Origin of the sequence: Methylosinus sp. LW4 (assembly GCF_000379125.1) — a bacterium.
Classification (GTDB): Bacteria; Pseudomonadota; Alphaproteobacteria; order Rhizobiales; family Beijerinckiaceae; genus Methylosinus.
In genome coordinates this window covers 3060386-3075117 of the sequence record NZ_KB900626.1, presented here as the reverse complement: position 1 = coordinate 3075117, position 14732 = coordinate 3060386, and the positions used below count along the sequence as shown (strand labels likewise).

At 65.3% G+C, this 14732-nt stretch carries 16 protein-coding genes; 9 read left to right on the top strand and 7 right to left on the bottom strand.

The genetic code is table 11. The annotated features are described in order from the left end of the window. Positions 1–55: 55 nt before the first annotated feature. Both METLW4_RS0115345 and METLW4_RS0115340 read left to right on the top strand, forming a co-directional pair. Positions 56–535 (top strand): hypothetical protein, encoded by a 480-nt coding sequence (locus tag METLW4_RS0115345; RefSeq protein WP_026191540.1) that lies wholly within the window; start codon positions 56–58, stop codon positions 533–535. 17 nt (positions 536–552) lie between these two features. Then, positions 553–927, top strand: a complete 375-nt coding sequence (locus tag METLW4_RS0115340; protein WP_026191539.1) for a DUF1636 family protein — start codon at positions 553–555, stop codon at positions 925–927. Between the two features lie 69 nt (positions 928–996). Here the strand turns inward: METLW4_RS0115340 and ppa are convergent, their stop codons facing one another. The 4 genes from ppa to METLW4_RS0115320 form a co-directional block, all read right to left on the bottom strand. Next, entirely contained in the window at positions 997–1530 is a 534-nt protein-coding gene (ppa, locus tag METLW4_RS0115335) for an inorganic diphosphatase (RefSeq protein ID WP_018267111.1), read from the bottom strand. 26 nt (positions 1531–1556) lie between these two features. Beyond that, on the bottom strand, positions 1557–2078 hold the full coding sequence (locus METLW4_RS0115330; protein WP_018267110.1) for a GNAT family N-acetyltransferase: 522 nt from the start codon (positions 2076–2078) through the stop codon (positions 1557–1559). A 117-nt stretch (positions 2079–2195) separates the two neighbouring features. Further along, positions 2196–3068 carry an undecaprenyl-diphosphatase UppP gene (gene uppP / locus METLW4_RS0115325; RefSeq protein ID WP_018267109.1) on the bottom strand — a complete coding sequence of 291 codons (873 nt, stop codon included), beginning with the start codon at positions 3066–3068 and terminating at the stop codon, positions 2196–2198. 88 nt (positions 3069–3156) lie between these two features. After that, the gene (locus METLW4_RS0115320) at positions 3157–4173 is read right to left on the bottom strand and encodes an NAD-dependent epimerase/dehydratase family protein (RefSeq protein ID WP_018267108.1); all 1017 of its coding nucleotides are present in this window, start codon (positions 4171–4173) and stop codon (positions 3157–3159) included. A gap of 180 nt (positions 4174–4353) precedes the next feature. On the opposite strand from METLW4_RS0115320, the gene ettA reads away from it, so the two are divergent. After that, positions 4354–6006 carry an energy-dependent translational throttle protein EttA gene (gene ettA, locus METLW4_RS0115315; RefSeq protein WP_018267107.1) on the top strand — a complete coding sequence of 551 codons (1653 nt, stop codon included), beginning with the start codon at positions 4354–4356 and terminating at the stop codon, positions 6004–6006. Positions 6007–6217: 211 nt separating this feature from the next. Here ettA and METLW4_RS25015 read toward each other — a convergent pair whose 3' ends face one another. Next, positions 6218–7189, bottom strand: a complete 972-nt coding sequence (locus METLW4_RS25015; RefSeq protein WP_018267106.1) for a LysR family transcriptional regulator — start codon at positions 7187–7189, stop codon at positions 6218–6220. A gap of 534 nt (positions 7190–7723) precedes the next feature. Between METLW4_RS25015 and METLW4_RS0115300 the strand changes: the two genes are divergently transcribed. The 5 genes from METLW4_RS0115300 (at position 7724) to METLW4_RS0115280 (ending at position 10299) form a co-directional block, all read left to right on the top strand. Next, positions 7724–8059 (top strand): AtpZ/AtpI family protein, encoded by a 336-nt coding sequence (locus METLW4_RS0115300; RefSeq protein WP_018267104.1) that lies wholly within the window; start codon positions 7724–7726, stop codon positions 8057–8059. A 64-nt stretch (positions 8060–8123) separates the two neighbouring features. After that, entirely contained in the window at positions 8124–8864 is a 741-nt protein-coding gene (locus METLW4_RS0115295) for a F0F1 ATP synthase subunit A (protein WP_018267103.1), read from the top strand. A 53-nt stretch (positions 8865–8917) separates the two neighbouring features. Next, entirely contained in the window at positions 8918–9148 is a 231-nt protein-coding gene (locus METLW4_RS0115290; RefSeq protein WP_018267102.1) for a F0F1 ATP synthase subunit C, read from the top strand. Positions 9149–9226: 78 nt separating this feature from the next. Then, positions 9227–9811 (top strand): F0F1 ATP synthase subunit B family protein, encoded by a 585-nt coding sequence (locus METLW4_RS0115285; RefSeq protein ID WP_018267101.1) that lies wholly within the window; start codon positions 9227–9229, stop codon positions 9809–9811. An 11-nt stretch (positions 9812–9822) separates the two neighbouring features. Beyond that, entirely contained in the window at positions 9823–10299 is a 477-nt protein-coding gene (locus tag METLW4_RS0115280) for a F0F1 ATP synthase subunit B family protein (RefSeq protein WP_018267100.1), read from the top strand. A 173-nt stretch (positions 10300–10472) separates the two neighbouring features. On the opposite strand, the gene METLW4_RS0115275 is transcribed toward METLW4_RS0115280, so the two are convergent. Together METLW4_RS0115275 and METLW4_RS0115270 are read right to left on the bottom strand one after the other, a co-directional pair. Then, positions 10473–11114 (bottom strand): GNAT family N-acetyltransferase, encoded by a 642-nt coding sequence (locus METLW4_RS0115275; RefSeq protein ID WP_018267099.1) that lies wholly within the window; start codon positions 11112–11114, stop codon positions 10473–10475. A gap of 118 nt (positions 11115–11232) precedes the next feature. Beyond that, positions 11233–12375, bottom strand: coding sequence for a type III PLP-dependent enzyme (locus tag METLW4_RS0115270; protein ID WP_026191537.1), 1143 nt, complete (start codon positions 12373–12375; stop codon positions 11233–11235). Positions 12376–13159: 784 nt separating this feature from the next. Between METLW4_RS0115270 and METLW4_RS0115265 the strand changes: the two genes are divergently transcribed. After that, positions 13160–14722 carry a glucan biosynthesis protein gene (locus METLW4_RS0115265; RefSeq protein ID WP_018267097.1) on the top strand — a complete coding sequence of 521 codons (1563 nt, stop codon included), beginning with the start codon at positions 13160–13162 and terminating at the stop codon, positions 14720–14722. Positions 14723–14732: the final 10 nt, after the last annotated feature.

Genomic DNA, 14732 nt, shown 5'->3' with positions numbered 1-14732 from the left:
TGCCGCGATCCTGCGCCCCTCGCGCGCGATGCGCGACGCTCGGAAGGGATTGCGCATGAGACGGATTTTCGCGACCGCTTTTTTCATTCTCGCGGCCGAGGGCGCCGCTTTCGCCGGCTCCACGACGGACGGCGCCGGCGCCTTGTCGCTCGCCGCGCTCGTCGGCGCGCGTTCGCCGGCGGTGAAGCCGGCCGCGAAGGCGGCGCTCGCCAAGCTCGCCGACGGGCATGCGAAAATCGCTTTTCCCAAGGGCCAGACGATAGAGGTGGCCGTCGATTCGATCAGCTGCCGCGCCAGCAATGTGGACATCACGCAGCATGCATGCGAGCTGACCTTCGGCCAGAAGAAGGTCCAGTTCGTCGGCCGCCAGGCGCATGAGATATTCGCGACGCTGCTCGAGGTGGGCGTGCCGCCGGACGGCGCGGCCGGAACGATTTATGCTGCAGCCTCCGCTCTCGACTGCGCGGTCGAGCCCGACGAGGTCGCGCAAAAGGCCGGCGGCGGGGCGCAGTGCAAATATGAGCCGCCGAAGTGAGCGGCGAAGGAGGTCAGGTGAGCGAGCCGGAAACGACGACTGTCTATGTGTGCACCGTCTGCCGCGCCAAGGATGATCCAGAGGTCCGTCCCGGCCATGCGCTGCTCGAGGCCTTCGGCGCGCGGCTGACGGCGGAGGATCGGGCGATCGTCGCGGCGGAGCCGGTGGAATGTCTCGGCGTGTGCTCGCGCCCCTGCACAGTGGCCATGGCCGCGCGGGGCAAGTGGACTTATGTGCTGGGCGATTTCGACAAGGTCGCCGATGTGGACGATCTCATCGAATCGGCGCGCCGCTACACGGCCTCGGAAACCGGCCTGGTGCCGAAGAAGGATCGGCCGGACGCCATGCGCAAGGGGATCATCTCGCGCACGCCGCCGGCGCCGAAGGGGTGAGCGAATAGCGAAAGAGCGAGTAGCGAATAGTTTTTGCTGCTCGCTATTCGCTACTCTCTATTCGCTCGTCTACTCGGCCTTTTTCGCCCGCGCGATCGCTTCATTGATGATCTTATGCGCCGCCGCGGCGTCGCCCCAGCCGGCCGCCTCGACCCATTTGCCGGGCTCGAGGTCCTTGTAATGGGCGAAGAAATGCTCGATCTGCCGCGTCGTGATCTCCGGCAGGTCGGTGTAGTTCTGCACCTTGTCGTAGCGCTTGGTGAGCTTGGGCGCGGGCACGGCGATGATCTTCTCGTCGCCGCCGGCCTCGTCGCGCATGTAGAGCACGCCGATGGGGCGCACGGCGATCAGCGCGCCGGGCGCGATGGGGCGCGTGTTGGCGACCAGCACGTCGCAGGGGTCGCCGTCTTCCGACAGAGTGTGCGGGATGAAGCCGTAATTGCCGGGATAGCGCATCGACGTGTAGAGGAAACGATCGACGACGAGCGTTCCAGAGGCTTTGTCGAGCTCATATTTGATCGGCTCGCCGCCCAGCGGCACTTCGATCACGACATTGACCTCGAATGGGGGATTCGCGCCGATTTCAATGGCGTCGAGACGCATCTAGTAACTCCTGACGGTGGGAAAAGTCAGCGGACGGGCGCGGAGACGAATCCGAAGGCGACGCGCGCCAGCATGTCGTCGCCGAAGCGCTCTTCCGCGCGGCGAACGGTGAGGCCGCCGAGCCGCCGATAAAAGGCCAGAGCCTTGTCATTATCGGCCAAGGCCCAGACGATGGTGGAGAGATAGCCATGCGCGGCGAGCTCCTGCCGCGCGGCGTTGAACAGGCGTCGGCCGAAGCCGAGGCCCTGATATTCGGGCAGCAGATAGATCTCGAAGATCTCGCCCGAGTAAGGCATGGAGGGCACGCGATTGCGGCCGTAGGTGACATAGCCGACGACGTCCTGGTCGAACTCCAGCACCAGAATGCCGCTGCCCCGCACGATCGCCCGCGCCCACCATTGCGGCCCGCGGCGGGCGATCATGCGCTCGAGCTCCCCGCCCGGAATGACGCCGCGATAGGCGTCTCGCCAGGAGGAGTCGTGCACATGCGTGATCGCCTCGGCGTCGCCGGGTCCAGCATGGCGAATGAGGGTGGCGGTCTCGACCATGGCTCCGATGTTAGGTCCCGAGGGCCTGTTTCGGCAAGAGCCGGACGCCGACAAAGCGAACAAAAATAAAAGATCGCGGCGTCGAAACGACCGAATCGGCGCCGCCTCCCTTGTGGCTCAAGACAATAGGCCGGTGGCGGCGCCGGCGAGCAGGACCACGCCGATAAAGGCCCGGTAGGCGACGAAGGGCCAGGTGGAGAAGCGCTCCAGAAAGCGCATCAGCCCCCATATGGCCGCGAAGGCCGAAATGGAGGCGACGACCAGGCCGACCGCCAGCACCGACCAGCCGTGGCCGTCGAGATGCGCCTTGTGCAGCTCATAGAGCTCCTTGAGGCCGGCGAGGGTGATGGCGGGCAGCCCGAGCAGGAAGGAGAATTGCGCCGCCTGCTCGCGCTTGAGGTCCAGGAACAGCGCCGCGGTCAAGGTGGAGCCGGAGCGCGAGACGCCCGGCACCAGCGCGCCCACCTGGGCGAAGCCGACGACCAGCGCATCCTTCAGGCTCACATGGTCCAGCGTGCGGGAGTGGTTGCAATAGAGCTCGGCGATGGCGAGCAGCGCCGCCATGACGATGCAGGAGATGCCGATGACCGGCAGCGAGCGCAGCGGCGAGCCGCAGGCGTTCAGCACGCCCGAGAGCGCGATGCCGGCGAGGCCGATGGGGATGGTCGCGAGAATGATCCAGATGAGGAAGCGGAAGTTCCAATCGCTGAAATCGCGCCGCAGCGCCGCCTGGACCGAGCCGAAGGCGATCCCGCGAATATCCTTCCAGAAATAGCTGACCACGGCTGCCAGAGCGGCGAGCTGCATGGCGGCCGAGAAGGCCGAGCCCGGGTCCTTCCAGCCGAGCAGCGCCGGCACGATGCGCATATGCGCCGTGGAGGAAATGGGGAGAAGCTCGGTTACGCCCTGCACGACGCCGAGCGCCGCCACTTTCGCATAGCCGAGCTCGACGAAGCCGGTGTCGAGACCTGAAGTGCAAGCCAAGGCCATGAAAGCTCTCCGAAACGAGGCCCAAGGCCGCGCCGGAGGGCGCGAATCGCCCCCGCGCGGCGGTTACGGTCTTGTCTCAGACAGATGGTTAAGGATTGCTCACGGCCGGGCCTCGGCGGCCGTCATAATAGGCGCGATACCAGTCGACGAAGGCCGAGACGCCTTCCTCCACCGAGGTCTGCGGGCGATAGCCGGTCAGCCGCTCGAGCAGCGAGCAATCGGCGAAAGTGCGGGGGGCGTCGCCCTTCTGCATCTCGAGATAGTTGCGGATCGCCGTCTTGCCCAATTTTCGCTCGATCGCCTCGATGAAATCCAGCAGGCCCACCGGCTCGCCGCGCCCGATATTGACGATGCGGAACGGGGCGACCGGCGAGACCGAGGCGTCCGCGCCGATCTGCGGCGCGCGGTCGACGAGCCGCGTGATCGCCTCGACGAGATCGCCGACATAGGTGAAGTCGCGTTGCATCTCGCCGTGATTGTAGATGTCGATCGGCCGGCCCTTCTCTATGGCGTCGACGAATTTGAACAGCGCCATGTCCGGCCGGCCCCAGGGGCCGTAGACGGTGAAGAAGCGGAACATGGTTGTCGGAATGGCCCAGAGATGCGCATAGGAATGCGCCATGGCCTCATTGGCCTTTTTCGTGGCGGCGTAGAGGGTGAGCGGAAAATCGGCGCGCTCGCTCTCCAAAAAAGGCACGTCCTGATTGCCGCCATAGACGGAGCTGGTGGAGGCCATCAGCAGATGGCGAACGCCCTGCGTCCGCGCCAGCTCGAGAATATTGAAGCCGCCGACGAGATTGGCGTCGACATAGGCGCGCGGATTCTCGAGGCTGTAGCGAACGCCCGCCTGCGCCGCGAGATGGACGATGACCTCCGGCTCCGCCGCGGTGACGGCGCGGGTCAGCGCCTCCATATCCTCGAGCATGGCGATATGGGGGCGAAAGCCTTCGAAGCTTGCGAGCCGGGCGTGGCGCGACTCTTTCAGCGTCACATCGTAATAAGGCGTCAGCCCGTCGAAGCCGTCGACCCTGTGGCCGAGCTCGAGCAGGCGCTGTGCGAGATGGAAGCCGATGAATCCGGCCGTGCCGGTCACGAAGACGCGCATGAGCCCGCTCTCGTTGGAGACCGGCGATCTCTGCGGAAAAGCCCCGCCGCTGTCAACTTCCGGCGCCGTACGGGCCTTGCGCGACCGCGCCGGCGCCGACGCAAAAAGCCGGTTTTCACTTCCGCCCAAAAGGCGCTAAACATCGCGCCGAGTTTCTTTCTCTAGCGGGACCGATCACCCATGGCGCGGCAATTCATCTATCACATGCAAGGTCTCACCAAGACCTATCCGGGCGGCAAGAAGGTCCTCGACAATGTCCATCTGTCCTTCTACCCGGACGCGAAGATCGGCGTGCTCGGCGTCAACGGCGCCGGCAAATCGACCCTGCTGCGCATCATGGGCGGCATGGACAAGGAATATACGGGCGAGGGCTTCGTCGCCGAGGGCGCGCGCGTCGGCTATCTGCCGCAGGAGCCGCAGCTCGATCCAGAGCTCGACGTGCGCGGCAATATCATGCTCGGCGTCGCCGACAAAAAGGCGATTCTCGACCGCTACAATGATCTCGCCGTGAATTACTCGGACGAGACCGCCGACGAGATGACCCGCCTGCAGGACGAGATCGAGGCCAAGGGCCTGTGGGATCTCGACAGCCAGGTGGATCAGGCGATGGAGGCGCTCGGCTGCCCCTCCGACGACGCCGACGTCACAAAGCTCTCCGGCGGCGAGCGGCGCCGCGTGGCGCTCTGCCGCCTGCTGCTCGAGCAGCCGGAAATGCTGCTGCTCGACGAGCCGACGAACCATCTCGACGCCGAGACGGTGAATTGGCTCGAGGGCCATTTGCGCAATTATCCGGGCGCGATCCTCATCGTCACCCACGACCGCTACTTCCTCGACAATGTGACGGGGTGGATTCTCGAGCTCGATCGCGGCCGCGGCATTCCCTATGAGGGCAATTACACCAGCTGGCTGAAGCAGAAGCAGAAGCGCCTCGCGCAGGAGAACAGCGAGGACAAGGCCCGCCAGCGCGCCCTCGAGGCCGAGAGCGAGTGGATCTCCGCCTCCCCCAAGGCGCGCCAGGCCAAGTCCAAGGCGCGTATCCAGCGCTATGAGGAATTGGTCGCCAAGCAGAACGAGAAGGCGCCGACGACCGCGCAGATCGTCATTCCGGTGGCCGAGCGTCTCGGCGCCAATGTCATCGATGTCGAGCATGTGTCGAAGGCTTTCGGCGATCGCCTGCTCATCGACGATCTGACCTTCAAGCTGCCGCCCGGCGGCATCGTCGGCGTGATCGGCCCCAACGGCGCCGGCAAGACGACGCTGTTCCGCATGATCACCGGCCAGGAGAAGCCGGACAATGGCTCCGTCACCGTCGGCGAGAGCGTGCAGCTCGGCTATGTGGACCAGTCGCGCGACGCGCTCGACGACAAGAAGACCGTGTGGGAAGAGATTTCCGGCGGCAATGACATCATCTATCTCGGCAAGCGCGAGATCAATTCCCGCGCCTATTGCGGCGCCTTCAACTTCAAGGGAACCGACCAGCAGAAGAAGGTCGGCATGCTCTCGGGCGGCGAGCGCAACCGCGTGCATCTCGCCAAGATTTTGAAGCAGGGCGCCAATGTTCTGCTGCTCGACGAGCCGACCAACGATCTCGACGTCGACACGCTGCGCGCGCTGGAGGAAGCGCTGGTGGATTACGCCGGCTGCGCGGTCATCATCTCGCATGACCGCTTCTTCCTCGACCGCATCGCCACCCATATGCTCGCCTTCGAGGGCGATTCCCATGTGGAATGGTTCGAGGGCAATTTCGCCGATTACGAGGAGGACAAGAAGCGTCGCCTCGGCATCGACAGCGTGATTCCGCATCGGCTGAAATATAAGAAATTCTCGCGCTGAGGCCCCCTCCCCGGCCCTCCCCCGCTATCGCGGGAGAGGGCTTTTGCGAAGGCGTGCTACGGTTTCCGCGTGAATGCCACGCATTCCGCATGGTCGTCATTGCGAGGAGCGGAGCGACGAAGCAATCCAGAACCGCCCCACGGCTCTGGATTGCTTCGCTTCGCTCGCAATGATGGCCGTGTAACCCGATGATGAGCGGCTAGCGCATTCTTCACACCGGCTCTCGCCCCTTCGCGCGCGCCCCCGGCGCTTCCTCCGCCGGCGCCTCCACCACGCCGCGGCAAATCTCCACGATCTCGCGCCGCAGCCAGGCGTGCGCCGGCTCGCGGTCTTGCAGCGAGTGCCAGACCATCAAGAGATCATAGGTCGGGAACTCGATCGGTATCTCCAATATTCGCAGCGGCGCGAGACGCACGAAATGTTCGGCGATGCGCAGCGGCAATGAGAAGACGAGATCGCTGCTCGCCACGATCCAGGGCGCCGAGAGAAAATTCGGCACGACGAGCGACACCTTGCGCGCGAGGCCGCGGCGCTCCAGCCAATCGTCGATGATTCCGGTGCCCGCCTCGCGTCGCGACATCAGCATGTGCCGCGCCGCGACGAATTGCTCGAGCGTCGGCTCATCGGTCGGAAAATCGGGGTGGTCGCGCCGCACCAGCGCGACGATGCGATCCGTGTAGAGCCGCTCGCGCCGCACATAGGGCGTCGAATCCAGGATCACGTCGAAGCCGATCACGAGATCGACGTCGCCGGCGTCCGCCGCCTCGCGCAGCGAGCCGGAGGTCTGCACCAGATGGATCTCCACATTGGGCGCCTGCCGGCTCACCGATTTCATCAGCGGCGGCAGCAGGCAGAACTCGACATAATCATTGGTGGCGATGGTGAAGCGCCGCTGCGTCGTCGCCGGCGAAAATTCCTTCGAGCCGCGGATCACCAGCTCGACCTCGTTCAAGATGGAGGCGACGGGCTCGACGAGGGCGAGCGCGCGCTGCGTCGGCCTCATGCCCTGCGGCGTCTTCACCAGCACCGGATCGTCGAGCTGCTGCCGCAAGCGCTGCAGCACATGGCTCATCGCCGATTGGGTGATGAACATCTTCTGCGCCGCGCGCGACACATTGCGCTCCTCCATCAAAAAATTGAAGGCGACGAGAAGATTGAGATCGAAGTTCCGCAGCTCGGTCATTGGTCCGCCATCCGCATCGTCGCGCGCGCGAGGATCGTTCGGAAGATGACGCCAGAACAGCGCCTTCGACGCCACTGAAAATTTTCGATCGCGCGATGAAATCGATGCATTTGCGCGCGCTCGGGACGGACCATGCCATTCCTCGCCCCGCCGCGAAAGAGCGCGGACGGCCTCGCCCCTTCATGATCGTCCCCGATGGCTCCCCGCGCGCTCCTCCGAGGGGCGGACGGGCGAGGCGAGGGGATGCGGCGTCGCATTGCGGCCGCGAACCATCTCGCAACCGCGAAAAGGAGTCTGCGCAAGAAATGGACAATCGCGGAAAAACCCTGGTTTTCCGGGCGATTCGCGGCGGCGGCTGCGGCTTGACACGAAATGGCGCTGCCCATATGTTGCGCGCGGCTCGAACGACTTGGCCGCCCGGCCGATTTCGCGTCGCGTCGAAATCCCTTCCGTCGCCCCTGTCCGGGCGTTTCTTCGGCGATCATCTATGCTGCTCGCGCGTGCTCTGAAGCTTTTGCGCGAGGAGGAGAGCCGATGACCACGGACAAGAATGTGAGCGACCGCGAGCTGCGCGCGAGACTGGAGAGGCTCCAGGCCGAGCTCGGCAGCAAGGAGGAGGAGCGACGCGCCGAGACTGGCGGCGGATTGCCGGTCGGCGGGTCGTTCGGAAAGGCGCTGAGCGCGGGTTTCACCGTGCTGTCCGAATTCGTCGCGGCGATTCTCGTCGCGACGCTGATCGGATGGCAGGCGGATCGCTGGTTCGGCACCGGGCCGTGGCTGCTGATCCTGTTTCTGGGGCTCGGCGTCGCTGCGGGCTTCTACAATGTGTTTCGCTTCGTCGCGCCGAAAGACGCGCGAGGCGGGGGATGAAACAGGCGGCCCGACTCCCTCGGCGCCGCGGAGATGAAGGGCCGGGCGTCGTCCGGATCGAGCGATGAATCCTACCGAGCAGTTCGAGCTCCAGCGTATTGCGCCTTACTTCATCAATGGCGTCGACGTCTCCTTCACCAACGCCTCGCTCTATATGCTGCTCGCCGCCTCGGCGGCCATCATCCTCACCATATTCGCGACGTCCAAGCGCGCGCTGGTGCCGGGCCGCGGACAGGCGCTCGCCGAGGTTCTCTACGAATTCGTCGCCAATACGGTGCGCTCCACGGCGGGCAAGGAAGGGATGCGCTTCTTCCCCTTCGTGTTCACGCTGTTCACCTTCATCCTGATGTCGAATCTGATCGGCCTCGTCCCCTACACCTATTCGCTGTCGAGCCAGATCGTCCTCACCTTCGCCTTCGCGGCTTTCGTTCTCCTTCTGGTGATCCTCTACGGGCTCTATCGCCACGGCTTCGGCTTTCTGCGGCTGTTCGTGCCGCATGGCGTTCCCGCGCCGGTGCTGGTCATTCTGATCCCGATCGAGATCATCTCCTTCCTGTCGCGGCCGGTGTCGCTCTCCGTTCGTCTCTTCGCCAATATTCTCGCGGGCCATATCACGCTCGCAGTGTTCGGCGGTCTCGCGGTGATGCTGCTGGGCGCCGGCTCCTGGGCGGCGCTCGCGCCGGTCCCGGTCCTCGGCGTCGTCGTGCTCTACGCTCTGGAGCTGCTGGTCAACTGCCTCCAGGCTTTCGTCTTCACCGTCCTCACCTGCGTCTATCTCAATGACGCGATCCACCCGGGCCACTGATAAATATTCGAACAATAAATGGTCGCCCGTCTAAAAAAGAGCAGGAGCTAACAATGGCTGATGTTTCCGTCTACGGTCCGATCGGCGCTGGTCTCGCCGCCATCGGAACGGGCGCCGCCGCTATCGGCGTCGCGATCATCTTCGGCAACTATCTCAACGGCGCTCTGCGCAATCCGTCGGCCGCGGCCGCCCAGTTCACCAACGCCATCATCGGCGCGGCGCTGGCCGAAGGTCTCGGCATCTTCGCGTTCCTGATCGCGATCCTGCTCTATCTCAAGGCCTGAAGGCCTTAATGAACGAAGGCTCGGGACGCGTCCCGAGCCTTTGTCGTCTCCCACGCAGACAAGAGGCTGGAAGCCGTCATGGCGAATATCGTTCTCGCCGCCGAAGAGGCGGCGCCGCATGGAGCCCATGAGCCGAGCGCGACGCAAACGAGCGTCGAGCATCACGGCGGAGGCGAGTTTCCGCCGTTCCAGACGGAGAATTTCGTTCCGCAGCTCGTCTGGCTGGCGCTGACCTTCGGGCTTCTCTATCTTCTCATGTCGCGCATCGCATTGCCGCGCATCGGCTCTATCCTGCACGATCGCGAGAGCCGCATCGAGAGCGATCTCTTCGCCTCGCGCGAGCTTCAGGCGAAGGCGCAGGAAGCCGCCGCCGCGCATGACGAGAAATTGCGCGTCACCAAGGCGCAGGCGCAGGACATCGGCCGCGCCGCCCAGCAGCAGGCGGCCGCCGACACAGCCACGCGCCGCGCGAGCGAGGAAGCCGCCTTCGCCGAGAAGGTCGCCGCCGCCGAAGCGCAGATTCTCGCCGCCAAATCCGAGGCGCTGGCCAATGTCGAGGCGATCGCCACCGACGCCGCCGGAGCGATCCTCGAGAAGCTGACGGGCGCCCGTTTCGCCGCGGAGACGCTGCAGGGCGAATATCGTAACATCAAGGCGAGCTGAGAGGTCGAGCCATGCATTTCGACGCGGAAGTTTTCGTCGCCATCGGCTTCGGCATTTTCGTCTGCGTGCTGCTCTATGTGGGCGCGCATAAGAAGCTCGCGGGCGCGCTCGACGCGCGCGTGATCCGAATCAAGAGCGAGCTCGCCGAGGCCGAGCGCCTGCGCAGCGAGGCCGAGAGCCTGTTCGCCTCCTTCGAGAAGAAGCGCGAGGAGGCCGAGGAAGAGGCCAAGGCGATCGTCGCTCAGGCCAAGAGCGAGGCCGAGCTGCTGGCGACCGAAGCGCGCCAGCGCCTCGAGGACTATATCACCCGCCGCACCAAGCAGGTGGAGGACAAGATCGCCCAGGCCGAGGCTCAGGCCGCCGCCGAGGTGCGCGCCAGCGCCGCCGACGCCGCGGTGAAGGTCGCCGAGGCCGTGCTGCGCAAGGGCGTGGCCGGAACCGATTTCGTCTCCGCCGGCATTGCGGATGTGAAGTCGCTGGCGCACTGATCGCCGCGCTCTTCTGGGAGGCGGCCGCGCGCCGCTTCCTCAGAGAGACCAAAGCAAAGCGCCCGAAGTCGCGAGACTTCGGGCGTTTTGCTTTTCACGAATGGGCGGGCGACGGTCGGCTCAGAGGCGGGCGGCACGAAAGGCTCGCCCTTTCCGACTCGCGGTCCCCGACGTCACGCTGCGCGCGCCAGCTCGCCGATCGTCATGGCCGGGGCGACCGCCCGGACGGTCAGGCCGGCGGCGGAAACACGGCCCGACGCCCCCGTCAGAGCGCCTTGCGTCAGCTCGAGGCCGAGAAAGCGCTCGCGCTCGACGGGACCTGGCATTGTGAGCCCGTCGGTGAAGCGGGTCTCGAAACCGAAGCGCGTATAATACGGCGCGTCGCCGACGAGCAGAACCGCGCGATGATTGCGGACCGCCGCACGCGAAAGGCCCGCCTCGATCATGGCGGCGCCGAGGCCGAGAGAGCGATAGTCGCGCGCCACTGCGAGCGGGCCGAGCAGCAGCGCCGGACGTCCCGGACCGGCGAAGATCGCCCACATGCGCATTGTGGCGACGAGGCAATCCTCATCCTTGCAGACCAGCGCGAGACCGCGCGCCGGCTTGCGGCCTTCGCGCAGCCGCTCGCAAGTCTTCAGAAAGCGCGCCGGGCCGAAGGCCGCGTCGAGCAGCGCCTCGCGTGCGGCAATGTCTTCCGCGGCTTCCTCTGAGATCACGCAAACCGGGCGGCGAGCCGAGCGGCTCTCTTCCGCGACCATGCCGACGCCCGGAAAGCCGAGCGATCCGGTCTCATGCCGAGAGAGTTCAAAGGCCATCGGTTCCTCCCTTCGAGGACGGACGACCCTCGCGCCTGGCGCGCATCACAGCGCGCCCGCCGAACGGGACAGAGATTTTGGCGGGAGGCCGCGGGCCCAAAGGCGCGCGGCCGAGGCGTCAGATCACGAAGGATTCGAGCGGCGGGAAGCCGTTGAAGCCGACCGACGAATAGGTCGTCGTATAGGCGCCGGTTCCCTCGATCAGCACTTTCGAGCCGATCTCCAGGCTGATGGGCAGGAGATAAGGCTCCTTCTCATACAGCACGTCCACCGAATCGCAGCTCGGCCCGGCGATGACGCAAGGCGCGGTCGCGGAGCCGTCCGCCTCGGTGCGGATCGGATAGCGGATCATCTCGTCGGTCGTCTCGGCGAGGCCGTTGAACTTGCCGATGTCGAGATAGACCCAGCGAACCTCGTCCTCGCGCGACTTCTTCGACACCAGCACGACCTCGGCCTCGATCACGCCCGCGTTGCCGACCATGCCGCGGCCCGGCTCGATGATCGTCTCGGGAATGCGATTGCCGAAATGCTTCGACAACGCCCGGAAGATCGCCTGCCCATAGGCCTTAACGGCCGGCACATTCTTGAGGTAGCGGGTCGGAAATCCGCCGCCCAGATTGACCATCTGCAGCTGAATGCCGCGCTCGGCCAGATCACGGAAGATGGACGAGGCCGACCTCAGCGCGCCGTCCCACATGTTCGGATTGCCCTGCTGCGAGCCGACATGGAAGGAGACGCCATAGGCGACAAGGCCGAGGCGATGCGCGTGCTCGAGGACGCGCGGCGCCATATCCGGCGCGCAGCCGAATTTGCGCGACAGCGGCCATTCGGCGCCGGTTCCGTCGCAGAGAATGCGGCAGAAAACCTTGGAGCCAGGGGCGGCGCGGGCGATCTTCTCGACCTCCGCCTCGCAATCCACGGCGAAGAGGCGCACGCCCAGCGCATAGGCGCGGGCGATGTCACGCTCCTTCTTGATCGTGTTGCCGAAGCTGATGCGCTCCGGCGTCGCGCCGGCGGCCATGGCCTGCTCGATCTCGACGACGGAGGCCGTGTCGAAGCAGGAGCCGAGCGAGGCGAGCAGCGAGAGCACTTCCGGCGCCGGATTGGCCTTCACCGCGTAGAACACGCGCGTGTCCGGCAGCGCCTTGGCGAAGCTCGTGTAATTGTCGCGCACGACCTCGAGGTCGACGACGAGGCAGGGGCCGACATCGCGTCCGGCGCGACGACGGGCCTCCAAAAATTCGCGAATACGATCCGTCATTTGCGGCATCCCCAACGAAGTCGCGGCATATAGCGCCGCGGAGTGGCCAAGGGCTTCGATCGGATGCACGACGTCGTTTGCGCAGCACGCTGTGGAGGCGCGCTGAACATCGAGACGACTGCGTTCCATGACCGCCAAGGCCTCGCTCGCGGCGAAGCGCAGGACGGTCGGGTGATGCGCCGTCGGCTAGACGAGACACGGACGCGAATGTCCAGACGGACATCGAATCCGATTCGAATAGCCATCGCTTGGAAGGGGATTTTTCCCTTTCCGCACGCCCGGCAAGAAAGACAAGCCTCTTCGGTACGCCGACCTTTGGAGGGTCGACAGAGACGAAAAAGCCCGGTCCGTCGTTGCTTTAAGTCGCGATCCCTCGCTCAGGCGAGGTTCGCCGGTTTCGCCTCCGGCTGCCGGTTTTATTCCGATGGTTGACCGGCCTCTTGTCCGGATCCCCATCGACCGACACACGACCACAGGCACGTGCGAAAGTGGGCGAGAACGTAAATACGCGCTTTCGCCCGCTCTGCAAGGGCTTTTTCGCGCCTCGGCGAAATTTGTCGCCCTTTCGCCCATTTTGCGCCCCGCCCGGGGTGATAGCTCCACCGTCTTGCGGGCGGGCGCAAAGCCGGATAGGCAGAAGCTCGGACGGGGCCGGGCGACGCGCGCCGCGCTCGCAGGCGGGGCGGCGTCCCCAAGAACGCCCGATTCGTCTGCGACCCCGATTCGTCTGCGACCAGAAGACGGGCTTCCGCCCGTCGCTCAATTTTCTCGGAAACCGACTGAAATGATCGACATCACACGCCGCCGGCTTCTCGGCGCGATGGTCGCGGCGGGCGCTCAGGCCGCGCCGCTCGGGCGCGCCGTCGCGCAATCCGTGCAGAACGGAACGCAGCCGCGCTTCGGCCTCGAGGATGTGGCGCGTCGCGCTCGCGACCTCGCCGGCGCGCCTTTCGAGGCGGCGCCGCCGCAGCTGCCGGACGAATTGGCGAAGCTCGACTTCGATTCTTTCCGCGATCTGCGCTTCCGGCCGGAAAAGGCGCTGTTCTCGAATATTCCTGGCTCTTTCCGTCTGCACACCTTCCATCTGGGCTTTCTCTACAAGCGCCCGGTGACGGTGAACACGATAAGGGACGGCATACCGACGCCCATTCCCTATTCGGCGGCGCTGTTCGACTACGGCCGCAACAAATTCGAGCGGACGCTGCCGATCAACATAGGCTTCGCCGGCTTCCGCCTGCATTTCCCGCTCAATGATCCGCATGTGCACGACGAGGTGATCTCCTTCCTCGGCGCCAGCTATTTCCGCTTTCTCGGCCGCGGCCAGCGCTATGGCCTCTCGGCGCGCGCGCTCTGCGTCGACTGCGGCGACAATACGGAAGTCTTCCCCTTCTTCCGCGAGTTCTGGATCGAGACGCCGCAGCCGGGCGGCAATCGCATCACCTTCTATGCGCTGCTCGACGGCGAGGCGGCGACCGGCGCCTATCGTTTCGATCTGACGACGGGCCAGGACAGCACGATCGACGTGCAGGCGACCATCTTTCCGCGCCGCAAGGCGAAATTCGGCCTCGCGCCGCTCACCTCCATGTATCTCACCGGCGAGAACGACCGCCGCATGCGCGACGGCTTCCGCACCGAGCTGCATGATTCGGACGGGCTGCTCGTCCATGGCGAGTCGAAGGAATGGCTCTGGCGCCCGCTCGCCAATGCGCCCATCGCGCGGCTCACCACTTTCTCGGACCCGAATATTCGCGGCTTCGGCCTGATGCAGCGCGACCGCAATTTCGAGACCTATCAGGACATCGATCTCGCCTATGAGCGGCGGCCGAGCTATTTCATCGAGCCGCAAGGATCGTGGGGCGAGGGCGCCGTCGAGCTGCTGGAGCTGCCGACGCTCGACGAGACCAATGACAATATCGTCGCTGCCTTTGTCGGCGCGCAGCCGCTGGAGATCGGCAAGCCCTTCTCCTACGCCTATCGCATCACCTCGCTGCTCGATCTGCCGCGGCTCTCGCCCAATGGCCGCGCGGTGAACACATTCGAGGCGCCGGCGCGGGCGCTCGGCTCGAGCGAGGCGACGACCCTAGGCGCGCATCGCTTCATCGTCGATTTCGCCGGCGGCGATCTCGCTTATTACGTCAATGATCCTGGGCAGGTGGAAGTCGTCGCCTCGGCGACGAATGGCACGGTCATCCGCTCGAGCGTCGCCGCCAATCCGCACATAGACGGCATGCGCGTGATGTTCGACATAGCGGTGAAATCCGGCCAGACGGCGGATATTCGCGCCTTCCTCAAGGCTGGCCCGCTGACGCTGACGGAAACATGGACCTATCCGTGGACGGCGCCGTGAGGCTTCGCCG